This is a genomic window from Streptomyces sp. PSU-S4-23, assembly GCF_055632315.1.
Genome location: NZ_JBVMUU010000002.1, coordinates 7,517,479 through 7,541,359, shown reverse-complemented (window position 1 = coordinate 7,541,359; position 23,881 = coordinate 7,517,479). Strand labels below are relative to the sequence as shown.

Sequence of the window (23,881 nt, the reverse complement as noted above, 5' to 3'; positions counted from 1 at the left end):
GTCTCGGCCGTGGATCGTGTCGGACGAACTGTGGTCGCTGATCGAGCCGTTGCTGCCCGAGCCGGGTCCGAAGCTGGTGGCGGGTCGGCCGCGAGTTCCGGACCGGCAGGCCTTGTGCGGGATCCTGTTCGTGCTGCATACCGGCATCCAGTGGGAGTACCTGCCGCAGGAGCTGGGGTTCGGTTCGGGCATGACCTGCTGGCGGCGCCTGGCCGCCTGGAACGAGGCCGGCGTGTGGGAGAAGCTGCACCTGGTACTGCTGAAGAAGCTGCGGTCGGCGAAGCAACTGGACTGGTCGCGGGCGGTGATCGACTCCTCCCACGTGCGGGCGGCCCGGCGGGGCCCAAAAGCGGTCCCAGCCCGGTCGACCGAGCGCGGCCGGGCAGCAAGCACCACGTCCTTGTCGACGGGCAGGGCATCCCGCTCGCGGTATCGCTGACCGGCGGCAACCGCAACGACGTCACCCAGCTGATCCCGCTGCTGGACAAGGTCCCACCCGTGGCCGGCACGGTCGGGCGGCCACGGCGCCGACCGGCCATGCTCTTCGCCGACCGCGGCTACGACCACGACAAGTACCGGCGACTGCTGCGGCAGCGAGGCATCCGACCAGCGATCGCCGAACGCGGCCAGCCCCACGGCTCCGGCCTGGGCATCTTCCGCTGGGTCGTCGAGCGAACGATCTCCTGGCTCCACGGCTTCCGCCGCCTGCGCATCCGCTGGGAACGGCGAGACGACATCCACGAAGCCTTCCTCGGCCTCGCCACCTGCCTCATCACCCACCGACACGTCCAACGCCTTTGTTAGGACCTCTAAGGCCGGCGTCGGCGCGAGAGTGGCCATGATGGCCACCGCCACGCTCGTCGCCAGGAGCCGTCTGGCTCGTGGTCGGTACATGAACGTCCCTTCCGTAGAACGGGCATTGGGCCCGCGCTGAGCGGTTGGACAGTGGACGACTGCGAGTTCTAACAGACGTTGAGCAGCGCATGTCAAGCGTTGGGATAATATGCCGCAAGCCGCCTGATAGTCACTCAATTACTGCACCTGAGTTGCCATAGCTGAGCTGCCGCCACCACACGCCAAGGGCCGCCCCTCCCGCGAGGGGTGCTGCGGATGCCGATAAACCATCCGCCGAGGTCAGGCAGCATGTTCGTACTCGTGGAGGATCCCGCCGAGTCGATCTCGTCGGCGGATCTTCAGACGGCTTCTTCGCGCTGGGACGGAGTGTGTCAACTTAACGGCCCTGTCTCACTTTCGGGATACTGTTGGTGATCTTCGCTCGGTGGGGTGAAGTCGTCTGGTTTCTCGGCTGGTTGTCGCGGCCAGGTGCTCTTCTCGTATCAGCGGGGCGGATACGGCGGTCGGAGGGGTGACCGCGATGTCGATGGGTGTGGGTTCGGGGCGGAAGATTCCGGTGTTGACGGTCCGGATGGCGCGGGCGAGTAATCCTCAGGGCACGGCGGCGATGTGGGTACGGGACCGGTTGGATGAGCTGTTTGTGGACGATGACTTCGCCGACTGGTTCCCGGCCGATGGGCGGCGAGGTCTGTCCCCGGCACGGTTGGCGATGGTGTCAGTGCTGCAGTTTGCGGAGAATCTGACCGATCGGCAGGCAGCCGAGGCGGTCCGCTGCCGCTTGGACTGGAAGTACTGTCTCGGGATGGATCTTGACGATCCGGGTTTCGATTACTCCGTTCTCAGCGAGTTCCGAGACCGGATGGCCGAGGGCGATCGGGCTGACCGGTTGCTGGCGGTGATGGTGGATCATCTCGTGGCTGCCGGGCTGGTCAAACGACGTGGCGGCCGGGTACGGACGGACTCAACCCACGTGCTGGCTGCGGTGCGGACGCTGAACCGGACCGAGCTCGTCGCCGAGACCCTGCGAGCCGCGTTGGAGCAACTCGCCCTCGCGGATGAGGAGTGGCTGGCGCGGCTGGTCCTGCCGGGCTGGGCAGACCGTTACGGCCGTCCGGCCTTCTACCACCGGCTTCCCAAGGGCAAGGGGGCGCTGGAGGAGTACGCGCTGCAGGTCGGCGAGGACGGCATCTGGCTGCTGCGGGCGGTGTTCGGTGACGATGCCCCGCCACGGCTGCGGACACTGACGCAGGTCGAGACCCTGCGTCAGGTGTGGGTGCAGCAGTACTGGCACGACGCCGAGGGCCGGCTGCGGTGGCGGGGTGCGAAGTCCACCAAAGACCGGCTGAGCAGACGCAACATGCCCCGTCGTGCGGACCTGCCGCCGACGACTGACGGGCGGCCTGATCCGGCCACGGCCTGTGTCCCGTGGGCCAGCGTCGAGATTGTTTCCCCCTACGATCCGCAGGCCCGATACAGCCGGAAACTCACCGCAGCCGGGACGAAGAACTGGATCGGCTATCGCGATCACCAGAGCGAGATCTGCACCGAGAGTGGGCCGAACGTCATTGTGCAGGTGACGACCAGGCCCGCTCCCGAGCAGGACATCGATGCGCTCGAGGCCATCCATCAGAGCCTGGCCCGACAGCAGTTCACGGACCTGGAACACTTCGTCGACGCCGGATATGTCACGCCCGAGTCCATCGACCAGGCAGCCCGCGCCCACGGAATCGCCCTGACCGGGCCGGTCCGCGCCGACCCCCGGGCCCAGGACCATCCCGGCTTCACGAAGGCCGACTTCATCCCCGACTGGCAGGCCCGCACGCTGACCTGTCCCCGCGGAATCACCAGCCACCCGTGGAAGCCCACCCTCGGCGACCAACATGAGCGGCTGTCCGTGCTGTTTCCCAAACCCGCATGCCGGGCCTGCGAAGACCGGCTCGCCTGCACCGGAAACACCGACGGCCGTGCTCGCCACGTCACCCTCCTGCCCCGGCGTCTGCAGGAGATCCAGACCCGGGTCCGGCGCGAACAGGACACCGAGCAGTGGCAGCATCGCTACGCGATCCGCGCCGGATGCGAGGCCACCGTCTCCGAAACCGTCCACGCCCACGGACTGCGCCACTGCCGCTACCGCGGGATTGCGAAGACTCACGTCCAGCACGTCCTCACCGCCGCCGGAGCCAACATCATCAGGCTCAGCCAGTCCAGCTTGCCTGGCAGTGAACCACCGGCCCGAGCCAGGCCAGTCAGCAGATTCCGGCAACTCTGCCGAGACTTGAGCACCTAGAGATCACCAACAGCATCCTTTCGGTGGTGACGGAGCGTCGTGAGCGTCGTTGACCCTCGCGTGAAGGATGTCAACGAGCTCGTGCAGACGGTGTTCTCGGGCCTGTACCCGCTGGTCATCGAGGACGTGGTCGACGAAGGCGAGCGGATCACGTTGCGGACACGGACTCCGCGGGACACTGCGGTCTGCCCGGTGTGCGGGGCCTCGTCGGAACGCGTGCACGGCTATCACGGGCGGAGGGTGGCCGACGTGCCGGTCGATGAACGACGGGTGGTGGTCCGTGTGCGGGTGCGGCGCCTGATGTGTCCCACGCGCGGCTGCCGCCACACCTTCCGCGAGCAGGTGCCCGGAGTGCTGGACCGATATCAGCGGCGAACCGTCCGCCTGACCAGGCAAGTCAAGGCCGTGGCCAAGGAGTTACTGACATTGTTGCCGTGATGTCGTCAAGGTGAGGCCGGTTTCGGCGAGACATCCGTCGATGAGGTTGCTGCGGTACTGGATCTGGCGGAGACCGTGGCGAAGCGCGCTCATGAGGTGGTCCGGGTTGGTGAATGCGGTGTTGGCCTGGCTGCTGCGTCGCAGCAGTGACCAGATGCCCTCGACGGGGTTGAGGTCGGGTGCATAGGACGGCAGGAAGTAGCAGGTGATCCAATCGTGAGTGTCAATGAACTCCCGCAGCCGATGGTCTTTGTGGACGTTCAGGTTGTCCCACACCAGCACGATCGGTGCGCCAAGCTGCTGGTGGGCGGCGATGAGCAGGTCGCGGTAGTCGGTCCAGGTGAAACTGCGTCTGCCGCCCCGCTTGTGATCGACGTGGCGTTTGGGCCGGTAGACCAGGCGTGAGCGTTCACCCTGCTTGTAGCAGGCCAGGGCGGCGATGGAGAAGCGGCGCTGGGAACGTCCCCGCACCCGGATGACGGGTGTGTGGCCGCGCCGGGCCCAGGTGCGGGCGGTGGGCGGCGTCATCGAGAAGCCGGCCTCGTCTTCGAAGCACAGCCAGGCCCCGAGCGCCGCCACGGACCTTCCACCTGCGGCCAGGTTCCCTTCACCCAGCCGGTGACGGCGTCCTCGTCCCGCTCTACCGCGCGGCGGGCGGGGACCTGATGGCTGAAACCGTGGCGGTGCAGCATCTGCGCGATGGCCGACAGCGTCATGCTCTTGTGGAACCGGCGCCCGATCAGCGTCTTGATCCGCGCGAGCGTCCACGTCTGGTCCGGCCAGCCGTGCGCTACCGGCCCCCTGGCCAGCTCCTGCTCGAGCGCCGCAAACAGTGCCTCACTCAGCTTGGGCTGGGACGCCTGCCCCTTCGACTCCAGGGCCGGTGTTCCGCCGTGCTCCCATGCCTGGTGCCACCGCTGTATCGACCGCACGCTGACACGTAACTGCCTGGCGATAGCTGCATTGTCGTGTTCCAGGGCGAACAACTCGGCCGCCTGCATCCGGATGTGCTCGCGAAACGCCCGTCGCTCCGCGGTCAGCCCGCCCCCTTGCGGATACCTCATGTGACCGGCCTACTGCGACAAGCACAGCTTGTCGACCCCCACGACATCACGCCAGCAAGGTCAGTAGAAGCTGTTGTCTTTCCGATCTTGAGCGGTGTCCGTCGAACGGGAGTCTCGATCGGTTGATCACGATCGGCTCCGGGCATGAGAGCAGGGCCTCTTGGTAGCTCAGAGGGTGTCTATGCCAACGAGCGGTCCAGGAGGCCCTGTTGTCGCAGTTGTACTCGACCGCCAACTCGGAGTCCACCTCGGTCACCCTCGCGTGTGATCGCCTGGCTCACCGGTTCGGGAATGCCGCCGACAACGGGGTGCGCGAGCGCTGCTACCCGACGGACATGACGGACGGGGAGTGGACTGACGTCCGGCCGTTGCTTCCGGTGCCGGGCTGGATGCGCGGTCGGGGTGGCCGGCCGGAGGCGTACTGCCACCGCGCGATGCTCGATGCGATCCGCTATCTCGTGGACAACGGCATCAAGTGGCGTGCGATGCCCGCCGACTTCCCGCCGTGGGACCGGGTGTATGCGTTCTTCCGCCGCTGGCGCGAGAACGCGCTGGTCAAGGAGTTCCACGACCGGCTGCGGGCCAAGGTCCGCGAGAAGCTGGGGCGGGACGCGGAGCCGACGGCCGGCGTGATCGACTCGCAGTCGGTCAAGGCGGACGCCGTCGTCGGGTCGGACAGCCGCGGCTTCGACGGCGGCAAGCTGGTCAACGGGCGCAAGCGGCACGTCGTGGTCGACACGCTCGGCCTGCTGCTGGGGGTGATGGTCACTGCCGCGGACACCGGCGACCGCACCGCCGCGCAGGTGCTGCTGGAGCAGGTGGCAGGCGCGCACCACCGGCTGGCTCTGGTCTGGGCTGATGGCGGCTACACAGGCAGCCTCCTCGAGTACTGCCTGGCCGCACTCACCCTGGTGCTGACGATCGTCAAGCGCAGCGACGACATGCGCGGCTTCGTGGTGCTACCCAAGCGGTGGATCGTCGAGCGTCTCTTCGCCCACCTGATGCGCACCCGCCGCCTGGCGCGCGACTTCGAGCGCCGCACCACCAGCGCCGAGGCGATGGTCTACTGGTCGATGATCCTGCTCATGACTCGCCGCCTGGCCCGGCCACATCCCCCGCGAGCGTGAACCGGCCCGGCGCCGGCTCGGCCAGCCAGCCGCGCGTGAGCATGCGTTTCGCCTTCGACCGCAGTGCTTCCACCCGCGCCGGCACCACGTCCATGCCGAACGCCGCGGCCAGCTCCTGGCAGGTCAGCGGCCCCTGGCCCAGCCGGAGGCGGTCCGCGAGCGTCTTGAGGATGCGCTGGTAGTCCACCGACAGCACCGACCAGTCCAGCCCCTCACGCCATACCGGCACTTGCGACTTCGGCTTGGCGGCCTCTCGGGGCGCGGACTGCGCGTCCGTCCCGCGGATCCTCGGTGACCTCCGTGTCGGCGGTGTTGCCGCCGTCCGGAGCCAGCACCGTGTCGACCCGCCTGCGGGCGATCGCCCACTCCTGCCATTCCTGCTCGGCCGCAGCCAGTTCGGCCTGGATGCGGTCGGCTTCCTCGCGCAGCCTGTCGACTCGACGGCGAGCGGCGAGCTCGTGCTGTTCCAGCAGTCCGACGACCGACGGCATGCGCGACCTCCCGGGGAGCGACGACCCGACAGGTCACCACTCCCACGGAATCGCCGCTCCTATCCCCGACCAGCGGAAACGCATCAATCACGCCCGGAAAGACAACAGCTTCTCAGGGGACGGGTCAGAGTCCCGTACGCTGCAATCCCTCCTTGCCCCAGGCCACCAGAGACGAGTGCACATAGCCGGTGGTGCTGGTGTGCTTGATCGTGACCTTCACCCACGCCCCATCGCCCTCGGCCCAGCCGTGCGCGGTGCAGGCGTCTCCCTTGTACGCGGTTCCGAGTGCCGCCGCGCTCGTCCTCGGCTGCGCACGCACCGTCGCCGAGGAGCCGGTGATCCGGCAGAACTCCTCTGGCAGCCCCCGGCACGGCAGGGACACGGGCCGGCCCGGACGCCACTGCGGGAGCCGACAGCACCAGCGGCGGCGCGGTGAGCAGGACCGAGGCAAACAGCAAGACGCAACATCGAGACAACGGACACTCATTTCCTGGGAGTTCAGCCGCGGGCTGAGGACGCTGCAAGCCTCACACCCATTGCCCGATTTCACCCGATCAAAATACGTATTCCGCTAATTCGAGTGATATGTGTACCTTCGCGCGCATGTCGCCCGTTGCGCCGAATACCCGTCGAGCACGCCTCTGCTCACCGGGAGCACGATGCCGGACTCCCTACCCGCCCACCCAGCACTTCCTCTTGAACGAGCCATGAGATACAGGATGATCACCGCAGCGGCATTCCTCTCCCTGGTCTGCGCGACTGCCCCCGCACACGCGGACGCGGCCGTCACAGACGGCAAAGCGGGATTGGACGTCAAGGGCAAGGGCTTGTCGGTGAAGCGGGCGGGCGGCTGGATGGACGGCCACGGCACCGGGTCCGGGGCCGCCTGTACACGGTCTACAAGGGCGGGCGGACCGACATCACCAGGTGGAAGGACGCGACTCCCGTCACCGCGGGGCTGACGAAGTTCTCCGACGTGGACTGGAACCTGAAAGGTCGGAAGTTCCCTCACGGCACCTGGCTGTGCATCGAGTTCAACAAGGCCGACGGCACACCGTGTGCCCAAATCCATCACTGACGTCGCGCAGCGGTCCGCCGGGGACCATCTCAGCGTGACCCCATCTCACGCCAGGCATCGGCTGAAGTGCGCCATAAACCGCATGGAGGGCAGCAAAGCGCACGGAGCATTCTCATTTCGTGCGACCGGCGTCGTACCGACACGAGTCGGCACGACGCCGGTTCATCACTTGGTCACTGCGGCCCGCGAGCCCAAGGTGGTGCTTGACCGAGACCTTCACCGACCCCCCGTCTCTGCGCAGCCATCGTCGACCACCTCACCTTTGGCGGCAACATCATCGAAACCGGCACCAACTCCTACCGCCTCGCCACCACCCGCGTCGCTGAGCAGCAAGCCGTCGGCTGAACCTGGCGGGCGTGCCTGCACGGAGCGAACGCGGGCTGAGAAGCTGTTGTCTTTCCGGGCGTGATTGATGCGTTTCCGCTGGTCGGGGATAGGAGCGGCGATTCCGTGGGAGTGGTGACCTGTCGGGTCGTCGCTCCCCGGGAGGTCGCGCATGCCGTCGGTCGTCGGACTGCTGGAACAGCACGAGCTCGCCGCTCGCCGTCGAGTCGACAGGCTGCGCGAGGAAGCCGACCGCATCCAGGCCGAACTGGCTGCGGCCGAGCAGGAATGGCAGGAGTGGGCGATCGCCCGCAGGCGGGTCGACACGGTGCTGGCTCCGGACGGCGGCAACACCGCCGACACGGAGGTCACCGAGGATCCGCGGGACGGACGCGCAGTCCGCGCCCCGAGAGGCCGCCAAGCCGAAGTCGCAAGTGCCGGTATGGCGTGAGGGGCTGGACTGGTCGGTGCTGTCGGTGGACTACCAGCGCATCCTCAAGACGCTCGCGGACCGCCTCCGGCTGGGCCAGGGGCCGCTGACCTGCCAGGAGCTGGCCGCGGCGTTCGGCATGGACGTGGTGCCGGCGCGGGTGGAAGCACTGCGGTCGAAGGCGAAACGCATGCTCACGCGCGGCTGGCTGGCCGAGCCGGCGCCGGGCCGGTTCACGCTCGCGGGGGATGTGGCCGGGCCAGGCGGCGAGTCATGAGCAGGATCATCGACCAGTAGACCATCGCCTCGGCGCTGGTGGTGCGGCGCTCGAAGTCGCGCGCCAGGCGGCGGGTGCGCATCAGGTGGGCGAAGAGACGCTCGACGATCCACCGCTTGGGTAGCACCACGAAGCCGCGCATGTCGTCGCTGCGCTTGACGATCGTCAGCACCAGGGTGAGTGCGGCCAGGCAGTACTCGAGGAGGCTGCCTGTGTAGCCGCCATCAGCCCAGACCAGAGCCAGCCGGTGGTGCGCGCCTGCCACCTGCTCCAGCAGCACCTGCGCGGCGGTGCGGTCGCCGGTGTCCGCGGCAGTGACCATCACCCCCAGCAGCAGGCCGAGCGTGTCGACCACGACGTGCCGCTTGCGCCCGTTGACCAGCTTGCCGCCGTCGAAGCCGCGGCTGTCCGACCCGACGACGGCGTCCGCCTTGACCGACTGCGAGTCGATCACGCCGGCCGTCGGCTCCGCGTCCCGCCCCAGCTTCTCGCGGACCTTGGCCCGCAGCCGGTCGTGGAACTCCTTGACCAGCGCGTTCTCGCGCCAGCGGCGGAAGAACGCATACACCCGGTCCCACGGCGGGAAGTCGGCGGGCATCGCACGCCACTTGATGCCGTTGTCCACGAGATAGCGGATCGCATCGAGCATCGCGCGGTGGCAGTACGCCTCCGGCCGGCCACCCCGACCGCGCATCCAGCCCGGCACCGGAAGCAACGGCCGGACGTCAGTCCACTCCCCGTCCGTCATGTCCGTCGGGTAGCAGCGCTCGCGCACCCCGTTGTCGGCGGCATTCCCGAACCGGTGAGCCAGGCGATCACACGCGAGGGTGACCGAGGTGGACTCCGAGTTGGCGGTCGAGTACAACTGCGACAACAGGGCCTCCTGGACCGCTCGTTGGCATAGACACCCTCTGAGCTACCAAGAGGCCCTGCTCTCATGCCCGGAGCCGATCGTGATCAACCGATCGAGACTCCCGTTCGACGGACACCGCTCAAGATCGGAAAGACAACAGCTTCTTACCCCTGGCTCAGGAATTCCCGCAGGTCCGCAGCTACAGCCGTCATCCCTTCACCGGCTTCGATCACGGTCGTCACCGTGCACTTCCAGTCACCGGGAAAGAAGCCGGACCGAAGAGTCCAGCACAGATACACATGACCACCCGAGCCGAAGGTCGCCGTCACGACCAGGTGGTTGTTGATCCAAACCCGCTCCCCCTCCCAACCACGAAAGGCGCGCGCGAGGCCATCGAAGAACTCGCCCATGTCATCCCAGACGGTGACGGTCACGTTCTCGAGCCGTGCACGCACACCATCAGCAACGGCCTCCACTGCGAAGACCGTCTCGTACTCATCCGCACGCGACCAGTCGAACAACCGGACAGAGGTCGCCAGCGCCCCCGGCCCCCGCACGACGAGCTCAACCTGCCCTGACCCCATCTCGATCAGACTCACCCGCCGAAGGATACGGACGTCGACACGCTGACAACGTCACGTTTCCGCGGCCCAGGACCGCTGCTACGGCGCGTGTCGAGTCATGATCAACCGGCGGTCCGGAGACCCTTGATCCAGGTCACCGAGGCGCGCAGGCGGAGGCCGGCCCTCATTCCACCCGTTGCCGAGAGCGGCGGACGGACTTCATGACGGTCTCCCGGCAAACGGGTAAGCCCCCTTATCGACGCGGGGGTTCACCGGATGTGAACGGCCCGCCGGATCCGCGAGGCTCGTCCGCATGAAGCAGAGCAGAAGCTTACGAGCCGCCTGGCTCACCGTCTCCGCGGCGCTCCTCGGCCTCGCCACTCCGCTGAGCGTCTCCCCTCCCGCGACGGCGGCACCCTCGTCGCCCGCCCTCCACTGGACCCGGTGCGCGGGCGACGGGCTCGATGCACGTCAGCAGTGCGCCTCGCTGAAGGTGCCGATGTCCTACGCCGACCCCGGCGGCCGCACGATCGACATCGCCGTTTCCCGGATTCCCGCCGAGAAACCGGCCACCCGGCGCGGGGCACTGCTGCTGATCCCGGGCGGGCCGGGCAACACAAGCCTCGCCGACCCCTCCAAGAAGGGGCAGAAGCTGCCGCAGGCCGTGCGGGACCGGTACGACCTGATCGGCTTCGCGCCGCGTGGGCTCGCTCCGTCCACCACCGTCAACTGTGCCCTCCAGCCCGCCGACCTCGCCCCGTCGACGTTTCGTCCCTGGCCGGCCCCGGACGGTTCGATCACCGGGAACCTGGCCACCGCCCGCCGGCTGTCGCAGGCCTGTACGCGCAACGGGGGCGAGCTGATCCGGCACATCAGCACCCTCGACGAGGTCCACGACATCGACCGCGTCCGCGCCGCGCTCGGCGAACACCGGCTCGCGGCCTGGGGCGTCTCGTACGGCACGTACGTGGGCGCCGTCTACAGCCAACTGTTCCCGCAGCACACCGACCGCATCGTGCTGGACAGCAACGACGATCCGGATCCCGTCCTGGTCGAGCGCGGCTGGCTGCACGCGTACGAGCGCGGGGTGGAGGACACCTTCCCGGAGTTCGCCCGGTGGGCGGCGACCGCCGGCAATCCGGACCGGCTGGCGGCGACCGCCGACGAGATACGGCCGCTGTTCCTACGCCTCGCTGCCCGCCTCGACCGGGCACCGCTCCCCTGGCCGGGCGCCAACCCCCCGGAGCTGAACGGCAACGTGCTGCGCCAGACCATGCTGGACAGCCTCTACGCACCCAGCCGCTTCCCCGCCCTGGCCGAGCTGATGCTGGCCGCCCGGCACGGCACGGTGCCCCCCGCGCCGACACAACCGCCGGAGCAGGCGCTGCAGAACCTCGCCGCGGTCAGCATCGGCACGATCTGCAACGACGTGGCCTGGCCGACGTCGACGGCCGGCTACCGCAAGGCCGTCGCCGCCAGCCGCCGCCTGCATCCGCTCACCGCGGGCATGCCCCGCAACGCGACGGTCTGCGCCGCCTGGCCGTACCCGCCGCGGCGGTCCCCGGTACGTATCACCGGCCAAGGCCCGTCCGACATCCTGCTCGTGCAGAACGCCCGTGATGTGGCCACTCCGCTCAGCGGTGCCCTGAGACTCCGCCGGGCCCTCGGCGCACGCGCCGTCATGGTCACCGTCGGCTCCACCGGGCACAACGCCTACCTCGCCAACGGCAACGCCTGCGGCGACCGCACCGTCTCCCGCTTCCTGGCCACCGGTCGACGACCCGTCGGCGACGTGTACTGCCCCTAGAGGCGCGTGGCGACGATGATAGGTCCTGGTCGCCGAGATCGGCCTGGACAGATTCTATGGACTGCGACGGAGGAGCATTCCACAGAAAGCCAGGGAAGTCCGCGGGCATCGCCCGCCACGAGATCCCGCCGGCGACCAGGTAGCAGAGCGCGTCCAGTGAAGCGCAGGCGAAGGAGTGAGGCTGCTTCACGATTCCTGATTGCCTCCCGGTGAATCCCGAGAGGTCGGGTCATCGAGTGAGCTGGGGGGCACATGGGCCTGGCAGCGGTACGGGATCTTCGGCCGGAACTGAGCAGGGCTGCCCGCTGGCATCGAGGAGGAGACCCTCGTCTGGATTGGGCGCATGCGCCATGGCAGACAGCGGGCCCGCCCGCGGGCGACCCAGACCGTGAGAAACAAGCTGTGGGCCGTCCTGCCCTTTCTGCAGCATGTCGGCCGCGACTATCACACGTTGCGGCAGGTCACCCGCGAGGGCTGCAAGGCCTGGCTCGACACGGTGACCAAGGACCGCCATCGCGCGATCGTGGGGCTCCGGGCGCTGTTCAAGACCCTCAAGGCCCAGAAGGTGATCTTCGCTGATCCCACCCGCTATCTCCGAGGCGGCAAGACCGCCGGCACCATCCCCCAGCCCCTGGCACCCCACCGGCTGGCCCAGGCCGCCGACATGGCCGCAGATGACCCCACCCTCCGCGTCGTCCTCGCGCTGACCGCCATCCATGCCCTGGGGCGGAGGAGACCAGACTCGTCCGGCTCGACGACGTCGACCTGCTTGCCGAGCGCATCCACCTACGCGGGATCCACCGACCACTGGACCCTTACACGCGCCAAGCGATCAGCGACTACCTGCAAGTTCGACGATCCACCTGGCCCCGCACCGCCAACCCGCACCTGTTGGTCAGCAAGCGAACCGCCCACGAACTCGGCCCCACGACGCACACCTGGATGACCACGCGGCTCAGGAGCATGGGCGTGACCACCACCCAGCTCCGGACCGATCGGATCCTCGACGAAGCCGCCGCCACCGCCGGCGACCCCCTGCACTTGGTCACGGTGTTCGGCATGAGCACCGCAGCGGCAGTTCGATACGCCGACGCGGTCCGGGCGACGTCCGGCACCTGACCCTGGGAAGCATTTCCGTCGGCTGGCTCCCCGGCCCGATCTGCCTCGACCACTCAACTCCCGGGAACCGGCGCCCTCCTGGAGGCTGCCGCCTTATACTCCGTTCTCTGGGTGCGTCATCTGCGGTCGCAGAACACACCGCAGGTTCACCGATCCGCACGCCAACTCCCTTTCAGGGCCGGGGCCCATAAAAAAATCCCCTCAGCCGTGCAGAGTGCCGCTCATATGAGCGGTTTTGGTGAGGCTTTAGTCAAGCCAGAGCAAAGACCGCGACTTGCCGAGCGACCCTCGCTTGATTGCACACCGCTCCCTGAGGGGCCCCTTCCCAATCGTTATGGGGCCTGCCAACACGCCCCGGGAACATCTGAGGGCTTCGGTGAACCTGCACATCTCTCCGGTGAATGGTTTGATCTTCGTGATCGGCTGCCTCGTCGGCTACGCCATCTACCGCCATTCCAAGAACAGCCAGCCCGGGACGGAAGCCAAAGGCGACCCGGTGGCGGCAATCGGGACCGCGCTCGTTGTGGTCACGCTGTTGGCGTTCCTGCTGGGGGCAGGTGGCGATCTGTCGTTGCCGGAAGTGGGAAGCGAGCCTTCCGGGTCCCCCGCCCCGTCGGCAACTACATCCCGCTGACAGACACGAACCCCAGTCTCGGCCTCCCGGTTTACCCCCCCGTTACCTTCTTCGTGGCTCCGCAATGGGGCCTCCGGCCTTCGGGTCCGGCATGACTTCCCCCTCCTGTTGTTGATGATCCGGGGGGTGGTGTCACCGGGTCCGGAGGCATCGACGGACCGCTGATGAGGGGCTTGAGCGCCAGCTTCACCCGAGCTGGAAGAGCTCTCCGTAACGTGGATGTGGCAGCTCGGTGCCCTGGCAAGGCCGGACGAAAGCGTGATGGAGGGGCCTGCGCGTGATCGACACCGGCGACATCGACGTCTTCCTCGGCCTGGACGTCGGCAAGGGCGAACACCACGCCACCGCCGTCACCCCGGGCGGAAAGAAGGCGTTCGACAAGCGCCTGCCCAACACCGAGCCCAAGCTCCGCGAACTGTTCGCGAAACTCCAGGCCAAGCACGGAACGGTGCTGGTCGTCGTCGACCAGCCGGCCTCAATCGGGGCCCTGCCGCTGGCGGTCGCGAGGGACATGGGCTGCCCGGTCGCTTATCTCCCGGGACTGACGATGCGGCGGATCGCCGACCTCTATCCGGGTGAGGCGAAGACGGACGCGAAGGACGCGTTCATCATCGCGGACACGGCCCGCGCGATGCCGCACACGCTGCGGGCGATCGACGGCGAGGACGAGACGATCGCCGAGCTGGAGATGATCGTTGGGTTCGACGACGACCTGACCGGCGAGGCCACCCGGGTCGCGAACCGGCTGCACGGCCTGCTGACCCAGATCCATCCCTCGCTGGAACGGGTGCTGGGGCCGCGGTTGCAGCACCCAGCCGTTCTCACACTGCTGGAACAGTTCGGGTCACCGGCCCAGATACGCAAGGCCGGCCGACGGCGGCTGGTCACGCTGCTGCGGCCGAAGGCGCCGAGGATGGCCGAGCGGCTGGTCGAGGAGATCTTCGCCGCCTTGGACGAGCAGACCGTGACGGTCCCAGGAACTGAAGCGGCCGCGCTGATCGTCCCGAGCCTCGCCACATCCCTGACGGCCGTCCTCGACCAGCGCAAGCTCTTGGCCGGGCGGATCGAGGAACTACTGGAGGCCCACCCTCTTTCCAAGGTCCTGACCTCGATGCCAGGAGTCGGTGTCAGGACCGGAGCCCGCATCCTGATCGAGGTCGGCGACGGCAGCACCTTCCCGACGGCCGGCCACCTCGCCGCCTACGCGGGTCTCGCCACGGCAACCCGGAGATCGGGGTCCTCGATCCGCGGAGAACAGCCTTCCCGAAGGGGAAACAAGCAGCTCAAACGAGCTTTCTTTCTCTCTGCGTTCGCCGCCCTGGGCGACCCGGTCTCGCGGGCCTACTACGACAAGAAGATCGCCCAGGGCAAACACCACACCCAGGCCCTGCTCTGCCTCGCCAGACGCCGAGCCGACGTCCTCTTCGCCATGCTCCGCGACGGCACCTTCTACGAACCTCAGCAATCGGGCTCAGCCGCCTGACCTACGGCTCCATGAGAAGGACGACTCGATCAGTCTCGACATCGAAGCCGAGGATCGGATGGCCATAGGCACCCTCCCCGTCCATCAGCACCGGTCTGCCCAACCGCCGCCCGATCTCCCGGAGAAAGCCGCACAACACATCGAGTCGTTCCTGCCCCTGCAACTCCCGCAGATCGACGTCGAAGTCGACGACCTCGTCGTCAAGGAAGCGGAAGATCGCCAGCACATCAGCAGTCGGCCAGACCCGCAGGCTCGGACACTCGGCATCCACCGGGCGGGACAGCACGACCTCCGCCCGGGGCACCGGGAGCACCGTCTCTCCCTCCGAGTACTGGCACTTCCAGCCCTTCTCCGCGACAAGATCAAGGACCGCCTGCCAGCCCTCCACCGAGACATCCGGGACACGCACGTCCGGCAGCGACCCCATCGAGTCCGGGTCGAAGAAAGAACTCACGTCATCCCACAGCAGATCAGCCACCCCGCCATGCTGCCCGGCTCCCCTACCCCGACGCACCCTCGTTTCCCTTGACCAAAGACATAGGGGCACCCCCCCGAGCGCCCGCGAGTTCACCACTCGAACCCTTCAGAAAACGTGAACTCGCGGGGTCTGTACGGTCTTCGGTGTAACTCCCGATCATGGAAGTAGCACCTGATGAGCGACGTGACTGTCTCTGCCGAGGCGGTTGAAGAGGTCTGGCCGGCCGAGTTGCAGGCGGACGTGCTAGACGAGCAGTTGATCGGGCAGTTGGTCGACCGGGCCCGCGCGAGCGGCCTGCAGCTGACCGGCGAGGGCGGGCTGTTGCAGCAGCTGACCAAGCGCGTGTTGGAGTCCGCTCTCGAAGGCGAGATCACCGACCACCTCGGCTATGAGAAGCACGACCCGGCCGGTGCCGGTAGCGGCAACAGCCGTAATGGGGCCCGGTCCAAGACCGTGCTGACCGACGTCGGTCCGGTGGAGATCACGGTGCCGCGTGATCGCGACGGCAGCTTCGAGCCGCAGATCGTCAAGAAGCGGCAGCGGCGGCTGACCGGTGTCGACGAGATGGTCCTGTCGCTGTCCGCGCGTGGTCTGACGCACGGTGACATCTCCGCCCACCTGGCCGAGGTCTATGGCGCGAGCGTGTCCAAGCAGACCATCTCGACCATCACCGACAAGGTCATGGACGGGATGGCCGAGTGGCAGAACCGGCCGCTGGACCCGGTCTATCCGGTGATCTTCATCGACTGCGTGCACGTGAAGGTGCGAGACGGGCAGGTGGCGAACTGGCCGATCTACGTCGCACTCGCGGTAACGGTGGACGGCACGCGCGACATTCTCGGTCTGTGTGTCGGCGTACAAGTGAACGTGGCCCTGGCAAGATTTCCGTGAAGTTGGGGTGTGCCCCCGTGCGCTGGTGATGCTCCGTCACAGCACGCGGCATTGTCAGCGAGTGTGACGACCTCGTACGGATTGTGTCTCCGCACCTTGATGCGGTGCGGGTGGAACGGGTGTGGGCAGAGGCCGGCACAGTGCATGTGGCTGCCCGTACCCATGAGTTGCAGGTGTCCTGTCCGGACTGCGGTCGCGGTTCGGTGCGGGTGCACAGCCGCTATACGCGTACGCTGGCCGATGTCGCCGTCGGCGGTCGACCGGTGCTGATCGGACTGTCGGTACGGCGGTTGTTCTGTGACAGCCCGCGCTGCCGACGGCGGACGTTCGCCGAGCAAGTTGATGGGCTCACGGTTCGCTATCAGCGCCGCAGTCCTCTGCTGCAGCATCTGGTGGAGACGGCCGGGGTGGTGCTCGCCGGCCGAGGCGGAGCCCGGCTCCTGCGCATCCTGAAGGTGCCCCTGTCGCGGACCAGCGTGCTGTTTCACCTGATGCGCATGCCGCTTCCGCCAGCAGCCGCCCCGCGGGTGCTGGGCGTGGACGACTTCGCGCTGTACGCAGATGTCTACGGCACCCTGCTGGTGGATGCCGACACCCGGCTGCCGATCGAGCTGTGGGCCGGGCGCGACGCCGAGCAGCTGGCCGCCTGGTTGCGGGCACACCCCGGCGTTGAGGTGGTGTGCCGGGACGGCTCGCTCATCTATCGGCAGGGCATCACCGACGGCGCCCCGGAAGCGGTGCAGGTCAGTGACCGCTTCCATCTGTGGCAGGGCCTGTCGAAGCGTGTCGGGGATATTGCAGCCGCCCACCGCGGCTGCCTGCCCGCCGCGGTGCCCGAACCCGAACCGGCCCTGCCACCGAGCCCAGCGGCACCGTCCGACCAGGCCGACACCCCCGCCCGCCGCCACGCGAAGAACCTCTTCGAGGCGGTGCACGCGGTGATCGACACCGGCCGCTCGCTCAACGCCGCAGCCAATCAGCTGGGCCTGAACCGGCGCACCGTGCGCAAATACGCGCGAGCCGCCACCTGGCAGGAGTGCGTACGCCGCACCCGGCCCCGCCGGCCCACCAGCCTCGATCCCTACCTGGAGTACTTGCGGCAGCGGTGGGAGGAGGGCGAGCACACCGCGACCGTGCTGCACCAGGAGATCGTCGCCAAGGGCTACCGCGGCCACTACCAGCGGGTCAAGATGGCCATTGCGCCGCTCCGCCGCGGCCTGCCGATCGACACCCCACGCGAGCGGCCGCCCTCGCCCCGCGAAGTCGCCCGTTGGATCACCACCGCGCCATCGCGGCGCAGCCTGCACGCAGCCGAGGCACTCAGACGGCTGCTCGAACACTGCCCGGAGCTGGACCGAACCCACGACCTGGTGCGTCGGTTCGCCGCCATGCTCGAAGCCCGCGACGCCTCACCGCTACCGGACTGGCTCGAGCAACTCGCAACTTCCCGCCTCCCAGCCTTGGCCAGCCTGGCCAAGGCCATCCGCGAAGACCAGCCCGCAGTAGTGCAGGGCATCACCACCCCGTTCAACTCCGGCGTCAACGAAGGCCGCATTACCGACCTGAAGCTCCAGAAACGGATCATGGCCGGCCGCGCGGGGGTCCGGTTGCTCCGCCACCGTGTCATCCTCATGGCCTTGCTCCGACGCCATCACCCGTGACGGAGCGTCACCAGCGCACGGGGGCACACCCCAACTTCACGGAAATCTTGCCAGGGCCGTGAACGTGCACCACTTCGTACAGAGGAATGTGCACCGTTTTCGGTGCGGTGATGGGGTGTTGGCCGTGAGTCTGCTGCTGTCGGTTCGGGGTGGCAGGGAGGCGGCTGACGGTGGTCTTGGATCCACATCGGTGGCTGGAGTTGAGGCGCTTTCGTCCGCTGTACGAGTCCGGTGCGATGAGCCTGCGGGAGATCGCGAAGGAGACCGGGCTGAACCGGCGGACGGTCAGCAAGTACCTCAAAGACCCCGCTTCGCTCGCGCCGCCGCAGAGAGAAGCAGCAGGCCAGCGGCCACGGCGCGTGGTGGACGAGGTCGCGCCGCTGATCGACGCGATGCTCAGGTCCGAGATCCTGCTCAAGGGAAGGGTTATCCACGAGCGCCTGGTCCAGGAGTACGGGATCGGCATCAACTACCAGCGGGTGAAGCTCTATCTGCAGGAGGCCCGGCCCCGGATCGCGGAGGAACTGGGCATCGGCCCGGGTGAGCTGGCGGGTCTGCACCGGCGGTTCGAGGTCGTTCCGGGTGCTCAGGCCCAGGTGGACTGGGGCGATGAGGGCAAGATCCTCGCCCATGTCGGCATCCCGAAGGTCTACTCGTTCCACATGACGCTGTCGTACTCGCGCGATCCGTTCTGCTGCTTCACCACCAGCCAGGACCTGGCGACGTTCTTCGACTGCCACCGTCAGGCATTCGCGCACTTCGGCGGGGTGCCGATGAGCATCGTCTACGACCGGACCAAGACGGTCGTGCGCCGGCACGTCGCTCCAGGTGAGGCGGTTCCGCTGCACCCGGAGGCGGTCGCCTTCGCCGGGCACTACGACTTCGACATCGACGTGCTGGCCGCCTACCGCCCGCAGGGCAAGGGGCGGGTCGAGCGGCAGGTGAACATCGTCCGCGACCATGTGCTGGCCGGCCGGGCCTTCTCCTCCGTCGAGGAACTGGACGCCGCGTTCATGGCCTGGGTTCCGTTGCGGCGCGCGAAGGTCCACGGCACTCATGGCGAAGTCATCGGACACCGGGCCGTGCGCGATCATATGGCCCTCCGCCCGCTGCCTACGGCCCCCTATGTGGTCGCCCAGCGGCATCTGCGGCACGTCGGCAAGGACTGCCTGGTTGCCTTCGATGCGAACCTCTACTCGGTGCCCGCCCGCAGGGTCCGCCCCCGTCAACTGGTCGAGATCCGGGCCACGAAGTCCCAGGTCACGCTGCACTCCACCGTCCCCGACGCCAGCGGGCAGACGCTGCTGGCCGTCCACCCTCGGGCGGTTGGCCGCGGCGCCCGCATCGTGGATGAGAGGCACTGGGACGGCCTTCCTACCGGCGCCGGCCGCCGGGTCACCACCGGCGACGACGCTCTGTCTCCACCTCGACGCAGCAGCCAGCCGGGCCGGCCGGAGACCGGACCGCTGCAGGCTCTGCTGAACCGGTCCGTCGCCGCCCACGTCGAGGTCGGCCGCCGTCCGCTGTCGGTCTATGACCAGCTGACCGGCACCCGTCCCTTCACCTCACCCGCCCCGACCAAGGAAGCCCGTTGAGCGAGCTGACCAGCACCCGCATCCGCACCACCGCCGTCAAGCTCGGCTTGCCGCACCTGGCCGAGGCCCTGAACGAGTACGTCCAGCGGGCCAACGAGGCCAAGATGGGCTACCTCGACCTGCTCGACCTGGTGCTGGCCGAGGAACTCGCGGTCCGTGACGACCGCCGCTTCCGCAACGGCCTGCGGCTGTCGAAGCTGCCGCACCACAAGACGCTGGAAGACTACGACTTCTCCTTCCAGCCTGACCTCGACCCGCGCAAGGTCAAGGATCTGGCCACCCTCTCCTTCGTCGACGACAAGGCCAACGTCGCCCTGCTCGGACCGCCCGGGGTCGGCAAGACACACATCGCCGTCGCCCTCGCGGTCGCGGCCTGCCGGGCTGGCTACTCGATCTACTTCACCAGCCTCGACGACATGGTCCGCCACCTCAAGGCCGCCGAGGACCAGGGCCGGCTGATGAGCAAGCTCACCAGCTACCTTCGCCCCGCTGTTCTCGTGGTCGACGAGGTGGGCTATCAGCCACTGGAGCGGGCCGAAGCGAATCTGGTCTTCCAGGTCATCTCCAAGCGTTACGAGAAGGGCTCGATCATCCTGACCTCGAACAAGACCTTCGGTGAGTGGGGCCAAGTCTTCGGCGACGAGGTCCTGGCCACCGCGATCCTTGACCGCCTCCTGCACCACTGCGAGGTCGTCTCGATCAACGGCAACAGCTACCGGCTCAAGAACCGCCTCCAAGCCATCGAGCGGGACACCGACGTCGCTTGAGGGGTGGTGCACACAACTTCGTACTCGGTGGTGCACTCAGACAAGTACGCGGACAGTCTGTGGGCCGGCGATGGCGGCGAAGGCGCCAAGTACTGGCTCCAGGTCCTGACCGAGATCAAGAACCGCGGCGTCGAGGACGTGTGCATGGTCGTCTGCGACGGGCTCAAGGGCCTGCCCGACTCGATCTCGGCGGTCTGGCCCCAGGCGGTGACCCAGACCTGCGTCGTTCACCTGATCCGGGCCTCGTTCCGCTACGCGGGCCGCCAGGACTGGGACAAGATCTCCCGCGCGCTCAAGCCGGTCTACACCGCTCCGACCGCGAGTGCGGCGGAAGACCGGTTCCTGGAGTTTCAGGAGGAGTGGGGCGCCAAATATCCGGCGATCGTGCGGCTTTGGGAGAACGCCTGGGCCGAGTTCGTACCGTTCCTCCAGTTCGACACCGAGATCCGCCGTGTCGTCTGCACCACCAATGCGATCGAGTCGGTCAACGCTCGCATACGAAAAGCCGTCCGGGCCCGCGGCCACTTCCCGAACGAGGCCGCAGCCCTCAAATGCGTCTACATGGCCGTCATGAGCCTGGACCCCACCGGCCAGGGACGCAAACGCTGGACCATGCGCTGGAAGCCCGCCCTGCAGGCCTTCGACATCGCCTTCGACGGCCGACTCTCCGTCGGCCGCCGCTACTGACCTTGCTGGCGTGATGTCGTGGGGGTCGACAAGCTGTGCTTGTCGCAGTAGGCCGGTCACATGAGGTATCCGCAAGGGGGCGGGCTGACCGCGGAGCGACGGGCGTTTCGCGAGCACATCCGGATGCAGGCGGCCGAGTTGTTCGCCCTGGAACACGACAATGCAGCTATCGCCAGGCAGTTACGTGTCAGCGTGCGGTCGATACAGCGGTGGCACCAGGCATGGGAGCACGGCGGAACACCGGCCCTGGAGTCGAAGGGGCAGGCGTCCCAGCCCAAGCTGAGTGAGGCACTGTTTGCGGCGCTCGAGCAGGAGCTGGCCAGGGGGCCGGTAGCGCACGGCTGGCCGGACCAGACGTGGACGCTCGCGCGGATCAAGACGCTGATCGGGCGCCGGTTCCACAAGAGCATGACGCTGTCGGCCATCGCGCAGATGCTGCACCGCCACGGTTTCAGCCATCAGGTCCCCGCCCGCCGCGCGGTAGAGCGGGACGAGGACGCCGTCACCGGCTGGGTGAAGGGAACCTGGCCGCAGGTGGAAGGTCCGTGGCGGCGCTCGGGGCCTGGCTGTGCTTCGAAGACGAGGCCGGCTTCTCGATGACGCCGCCCACCGCCCGCACCTGGGCCCGGCGCGGCCACACACCCGTCATCCGGGTGCGGGGACGTTCCCAGCGCCGCTTCTCCATCGCCGCCCTGGCCTGCTACAAGCAGGGTGAACGCTCACGCCTGGTCTACCGGCCCAAACGCCACGTCGATCACAAGCGGGGCGGCAGACGCAGTTTCACCTGGACCGACTACCGCGACCTGCTCATCGCCGCCCACCAGCAGCTTGGCGCACCGATCGTGCTGGTGTGGGACAACCTGAACGTCCACAAAGACCATCGGCTGCGGGAGTTCATTGACACTCACGATTGGATCACCTGCTACTTCCTGCCGTCCTATGCACCCGACCTCAACCCCGTCGAGGGCATCTGGTCACTGCTGCGACGCAGCAGCCAGGCCAACACCGCATTCACCAACCCGGACCACCTCATGAGCGCGCTTCGCCACGGTCTCCGCCAGATCCAGTACCGCAGCAACCTCATCGACGGATGTCTCGCCGAAACCGGCCTCACCTTGACGACATCACGGCAACAATGTCAGTAACTCACACCACCCGAGTTACACCGTTGGCTGGACAGACCCGCATCCCACTGTGGGTGCCCGAGGTTGGCGGCCCGATCGACCCCGACAACGAGGCCCACGACCTGGTCATGTCCGTCTTCGGCGGCATGAGCAAGGGAGAACGCAACCGCATCAAGATCCGGGTGCGGACCGCCATGGGCTCCCAGGCCCAGCTCCAGGGCCGCTACCTCGGCGGACGGCCCCGTACGGGTACCGGATCGCCGACGCCGGACCCCACCCCAACCCTTCAAAGGCCGCCGCCGGCCAGCGCATCCACAAACTGGAGCCCGACCCCGTCGCCGCGCCCATCGTGCAGCGCATCTTCACCATGTACGTCGACGGCATGAGCGACAAGGCCATCGCCGCCCGGCTCACCCGGGACGGCATCCCCTGCCCCTCTGCCCACGATCCGGGCCGCAACCCCCACCGCCCGAAACCGCATGGCAGCAGGGCGCCGTGCGCGCCATCCTGATCAACCCCCGCTACACCGGCCACGAGGTCTGGAACAAACAACGCAAGGATCGGCCACCGCACCACCATGACCCACAACCCCCGCGATGAATGGATCCGCTCCAACGAACCCGCCCACGAAGCGATCATCACCCCGAACCGGTTCGACACCGTCCAGACCCTCCGCAGACAGCGCGCCCGCAACCAGGGCCGGCAGGAGCGAGCCGGAAAACAAGGCGCGCGCCCCTACGCCCTGCGCGGGCGGGTCCGGTGCAGCCTCTGCGGGCGCAAGATGCAGCCCGCCACCATCCGCAACCACGTCTACTACCGCTGCGAATTCAAGGACCAGGAAGCCGCCCTCTACCCCGACCTCACCCACCCGCGCACCGTCAACCTGCGCGAGGACGTCGTGTGCCGGGCCCTGGACCGGTGGATCGCCCGGGCCTTCGCCCCCGACCGGCTCGCCGCCACCATCGAAGCACTCACCCACGCCAGCGCCGCGGCAAGCACGGCAGAGACTCATACGCCCGAGCAGGCTCAAGCACGCCAGGCGATCAAGGACTGCGAGCGACGACTCGCCCGCTACCAAGCAGCCCTCGAAGCCGGAGCCGACCCAGCCGTCGTCACCCAGTGGATCAACCAGGCGCAGACCGACAAGGAAGCGGCGCAGAAGAAGCTCGACGCGCGCCCTGCTGCCACTCGAAAAAAGGAAGCCCCACCCGACGCGCAACAGATCCGACAGATCACTGACAGTCTTGGAAACATCGCACAGCGCATCCAGACAGCCGCGGCCGACGAGAAAGGCCCGCTCTACGAAGCCCTCGGCATCACGATCAGCTACGAACACGCAACGAGGACCGCGACCGTAAGGTCGAGGCCCTCGTCACCGTATCGTCAGTGGTTGTGTCCGAGGGGGGACTTGAACCCCCACGCCCGATAAAGGGCACTAGCACCTCAAGCTAGCGCGTCTGCCATTCCGCCACCCGGACCAGGTGTTCGCCGCCTGGCCGGGGTGCTGCCCCGGGGCGACAGGGATAACGATACCAAGGTTTCGGAGTGGCCTTCACCTGCGTATCCGGCGGTGGCCGTCACTCCCGGGGGCCGTGCGGCTCCAGCAGAAGGCGCAGGGTCCGAACGAGCGATGCCGCCTCCTCCGCGTCCAGCGGGGCGAGGAATCGGTGCTCCGCCTCGCGGCGGGTCGGCGTCACGACCGCCGCCATGCACGCCCCTACGGCCCCCCTCCGTCGCGTGTGGCTGGAGGCGGACGCCGTGCCCGAGATCGAGGGCGTCCCGACTCTGGGACCGCCTGCTGCCCGTCGCCGGGCCGAAGGAGGGGCAGGCGCAAGAGAGCCGGACGGG

General features: G+C 67.8%; 22 protein-coding genes, 1 tRNA gene and 6 pseudogenes. 21 read left to right on the top strand and 8 right to left on the bottom strand.

Going from position 1 to position 23,881, the window contains the following annotated elements:
- Nucleotides 1-16: 16 nt before the first annotated feature.
- The 4 genes and pseudogenes from ACZ79I_RS34115 to ACZ79I_RS34100 all read left to right on the top strand — a co-directional run.
- Nucleotides 17-439: an IS5 family transposase gene (locus tag ACZ79I_RS34115; protein ID WP_471502720.1), complete on the top strand. Its 423-nt coding sequence runs from the start codon at nt 17-19 to the stop codon at nt 437-439.
- Nucleotides 418-804, top strand: coding sequence for a transposase (locus ACZ79I_RS34110; protein ID WP_471505377.1), 387 nt, complete (start codon nt 418-420; stop codon nt 802-804). The genes ACZ79I_RS34115 and ACZ79I_RS34110 overlap by 22 nt, the downstream gene beginning before the upstream one ends.
- 571 nt (nt 805-1,375) lie before the next feature.
- The gene (locus tag ACZ79I_RS34105) at nt 1,376-3,142 is read left to right on the top strand and encodes an IS1182 family transposase (protein ID WP_471505374.1); all 1,767 of its coding nucleotides are present in this window, start codon (nt 1,376-1,378) and stop codon (nt 3,140-3,142) included.
- A gap of 60 nt (nt 3,143-3,202) precedes the next feature.
- A pseudogene (locus ACZ79I_RS34100) lies at nt 3,203-3,562 on the top strand (transposase family protein); the annotation flags it as partial.
- Here the strand turns inward: ACZ79I_RS34100 and ACZ79I_RS34095 are convergent.
- A protein-coding gene (locus ACZ79I_RS34095) for an IS630 family transposase (RefSeq protein WP_471493049.1) occupies nt 3,560-4,644 on the bottom strand; the annotation gives its coding sequence in 2 pieces (ribosomal slippage) (nt 3,560-4,119 and nt 4,119-4,644; 1,086 coding nt in all). The pseudogene ACZ79I_RS34100 and the gene ACZ79I_RS34095 overlap by 3 nt on opposite strands.
- A gap of 209 nt (nt 4,645-4,853) precedes the next feature.
- Between ACZ79I_RS34095 and ACZ79I_RS34090 the strand changes: the two genes are divergently transcribed.
- Nucleotides 4,854-5,771, top strand: coding sequence for an IS5 family transposase (locus tag ACZ79I_RS34090; protein ID WP_471502717.1), 918 nt, complete (start codon nt 4,854-4,856; stop codon nt 5,769-5,771).
- Here ACZ79I_RS34090 and ACZ79I_RS34085 read toward each other — a convergent pair.
- Together ACZ79I_RS34085 and ACZ79I_RS34080 are read right to left on the bottom strand one after the other, a co-directional pair.
- Nucleotides 5,728-6,262 (bottom strand): annotated as a pseudogene (locus ACZ79I_RS34085) (hypothetical protein). The gene ACZ79I_RS34090 and the pseudogene ACZ79I_RS34085 sit on opposite strands and share 44 nt — an antisense overlap.
- A 124-nt stretch (nt 6,263-6,386) precedes the next feature.
- Nucleotides 6,387-6,644, bottom strand: coding sequence for an SH3 domain-containing protein (locus ACZ79I_RS34080; protein ID WP_471502718.1), 258 nt, complete (start codon nt 6,642-6,644; stop codon nt 6,387-6,389).
- A 902-nt stretch (nt 6,645-7,546) separates the two neighbouring features.
- On the opposite strand from ACZ79I_RS34080, the pseudogene ACZ79I_RS34075 reads away from it, so the two are divergent.
- Both ACZ79I_RS34075 and ACZ79I_RS34070 read left to right on the top strand, forming a co-directional pair.
- Nucleotides 7,547-7,685: pseudogene (locus tag ACZ79I_RS34075) on the top strand (IS21-like element helper ATPase IstB); the annotation flags it as partial.
- Nucleotides 7,686-7,836: 151 nt separating this feature from the next.
- Nucleotides 7,837-8,371, top strand: a pseudogene (locus ACZ79I_RS34070) (hypothetical protein).
- On the opposite strand, the gene ACZ79I_RS34065 reads toward ACZ79I_RS34070, so the two are convergent.
- Both ACZ79I_RS34065 and ACZ79I_RS34060 read right to left on the bottom strand, forming a co-directional pair.
- The gene (locus ACZ79I_RS34065; protein ID WP_471502717.1) at nt 8,328-9,245 is read right to left on the bottom strand and encodes an IS5 family transposase; all 918 of its coding nucleotides are present in this window, start codon (nt 9,243-9,245) and stop codon (nt 8,328-8,330) included. The pseudogene ACZ79I_RS34070 and the gene ACZ79I_RS34065 overlap by 44 nt on opposite strands.
- A 143-nt stretch (nt 9,246-9,388) precedes the next feature.
- Nucleotides 9,389-9,823: a DUF6228 family protein gene (locus ACZ79I_RS34060; RefSeq protein WP_471502715.1), complete on the bottom strand. Its 435-nt coding sequence runs from the start codon at nt 9,821-9,823 to the stop codon at nt 9,389-9,391.
- Between the two features lie 277 nt (nt 9,824-10,100).
- On the opposite strand from ACZ79I_RS34060, the gene ACZ79I_RS34055 reads away from it, so the two are divergent.
- From ACZ79I_RS34055 to ACZ79I_RS34035, 5 genes are all read left to right on the top strand, one after another.
- A complete protein-coding gene (locus tag ACZ79I_RS34055; protein WP_471502714.1) occupies nt 10,101-11,594 on the top strand; it encodes an alpha/beta hydrolase in 1,494 nt (497 codons plus the stop codon).
- A 388-nt stretch (nt 11,595-11,982) separates the two neighbouring features.
- Nucleotides 11,983-12,540, top strand: coding sequence for a hypothetical protein (locus ACZ79I_RS34050; protein WP_471502712.1), 558 nt, complete (start codon nt 11,983-11,985; stop codon nt 12,538-12,540).
- 23 nt (nt 12,541-12,563) lie between these two features.
- Nucleotides 12,564-12,713, top strand: a complete 150-nt coding sequence (locus ACZ79I_RS34045) for a hypothetical protein (protein ID WP_471502710.1) — start codon at nt 12,564-12,566, stop codon at nt 12,711-12,713.
- A gap of 376 nt (nt 12,714-13,089) precedes the next feature.
- Nucleotides 13,090-13,347, top strand: coding sequence for a hypothetical protein (locus ACZ79I_RS34040; protein WP_471502708.1), 258 nt, complete (start codon nt 13,090-13,092; stop codon nt 13,345-13,347).
- 277 nt (nt 13,348-13,624) lie between these two features.
- Complete coding sequence (locus tag ACZ79I_RS34035) at nt 13,625-14,830, top strand: IS110 family RNA-guided transposase (RefSeq protein WP_471502706.1); 1,206 nt, start codon at nt 13,625-13,627, stop codon at nt 14,828-14,830.
- 1 nt (nt 14,831) lies between these two features.
- Here ACZ79I_RS34035 and ACZ79I_RS34030 read toward each other — a convergent pair whose 3' ends face one another.
- The gene (locus ACZ79I_RS34030; protein ID WP_189598622.1) at nt 14,832-15,308 is read right to left on the bottom strand and encodes a hypothetical protein; all 477 of its coding nucleotides are present in this window, start codon (nt 15,306-15,308) and stop codon (nt 14,832-14,834) included.
- 183 nt (nt 15,309-15,491) lie between these two features.
- Here ACZ79I_RS34030 and ACZ79I_RS34025 point away from each other — a divergent pair.
- The 9 genes and pseudogenes from ACZ79I_RS34025 to ACZ79I_RS33985 form a co-directional block, all read left to right on the top strand.
- Nucleotides 15,492-16,163 (top strand): annotated as a pseudogene (locus ACZ79I_RS34025) (IS256 family transposase); the annotation flags it as partial.
- Between the two features lie 182 nt (nt 16,164-16,345).
- Nucleotides 16,346-17,860: an ISL3 family transposase gene (locus tag ACZ79I_RS34020; RefSeq protein WP_471498703.1), complete on the top strand. Its 1,515-nt coding sequence runs from the start codon at nt 16,346-16,348 to the stop codon at nt 17,858-17,860.
- A gap of 170 nt (nt 17,861-18,030) precedes the next feature.
- Nucleotides 18,031-19,455: an IS21 family transposase gene (istA, locus tag ACZ79I_RS34015; RefSeq protein ID WP_471502704.1), complete on the top strand. Its 1,425-nt coding sequence runs from the start codon at nt 18,031-18,033 to the stop codon at nt 19,453-19,455.
- Nucleotides 19,452-20,222 (top strand): IS21-like element helper ATPase IstB, encoded by a 771-nt coding sequence (gene istB, locus ACZ79I_RS34010; RefSeq protein WP_471502702.1) that lies wholly within the window; start codon nt 19,452-19,454, stop codon nt 20,220-20,222. Before istA ends, istB begins: the two co-directional genes overlap by 4 nt.
- 57 nt (nt 20,223-20,279) lie before the next feature.
- A pseudogene (locus ACZ79I_RS34005) lies at nt 20,280-20,909 on the top strand (IS256 family transposase); the annotation flags it as partial.
- Nucleotides 20,910-20,969: 60 nt separating this feature from the next.
- Nucleotides 20,970-22,054, top strand: a protein-coding gene (locus tag ACZ79I_RS34000) for an IS630 family transposase (RefSeq protein WP_471493049.1) whose coding sequence is annotated in 2 segments (ribosomal slippage) — nt 20,970-21,495 and nt 21,495-22,054 — 1,086 coding nt in all. Because the reading frame shifts where the segments join, the coding sequence is not laid out codon by codon here.
- A 346-nt stretch (nt 22,055-22,400) separates the two neighbouring features.
- On the top strand, nt 22,401-22,544 hold the full coding sequence (locus ACZ79I_RS33995; protein WP_471505371.1) for a hypothetical protein: 144 nt from the start codon (nt 22,401-22,403) through the stop codon (nt 22,542-22,544).
- Nucleotides 22,529-22,633: a hypothetical protein gene (locus ACZ79I_RS33990; protein ID WP_471502700.1), complete on the top strand. Its 105-nt coding sequence runs from the start codon at nt 22,529-22,531 to the stop codon at nt 22,631-22,633. The genes ACZ79I_RS33995 and ACZ79I_RS33990 overlap by 16 nt, the downstream gene beginning before the upstream one ends.
- On the top strand, nt 22,611-23,462 hold the full coding sequence (locus tag ACZ79I_RS33985; RefSeq protein WP_471502698.1) for a recombinase zinc ribbon domain-containing protein: 852 nt from the start codon (nt 22,611-22,613) through the stop codon (nt 23,460-23,462). Before ACZ79I_RS33990 ends, ACZ79I_RS33985 begins: the two co-directional genes overlap by 23 nt.
- Here ACZ79I_RS33985 and ACZ79I_RS33980 read toward each other — a convergent pair.
- Nucleotides 23,427-23,511 (bottom strand) — tRNA-Leu (locus ACZ79I_RS33980). The two genes, ACZ79I_RS33985 and ACZ79I_RS33980, sit on opposite strands and share 36 nt — an antisense overlap.
- 99 nt (nt 23,512-23,610) lie before the next feature.
- The gene (locus ACZ79I_RS33975) at nt 23,611-23,742 is read right to left on the bottom strand and encodes a hypothetical protein (protein WP_471502696.1); all 132 of its coding nucleotides are present in this window, start codon (nt 23,740-23,742) and stop codon (nt 23,611-23,613) included.
- Nucleotides 23,743-23,881: the final 139 nt, after the last annotated feature.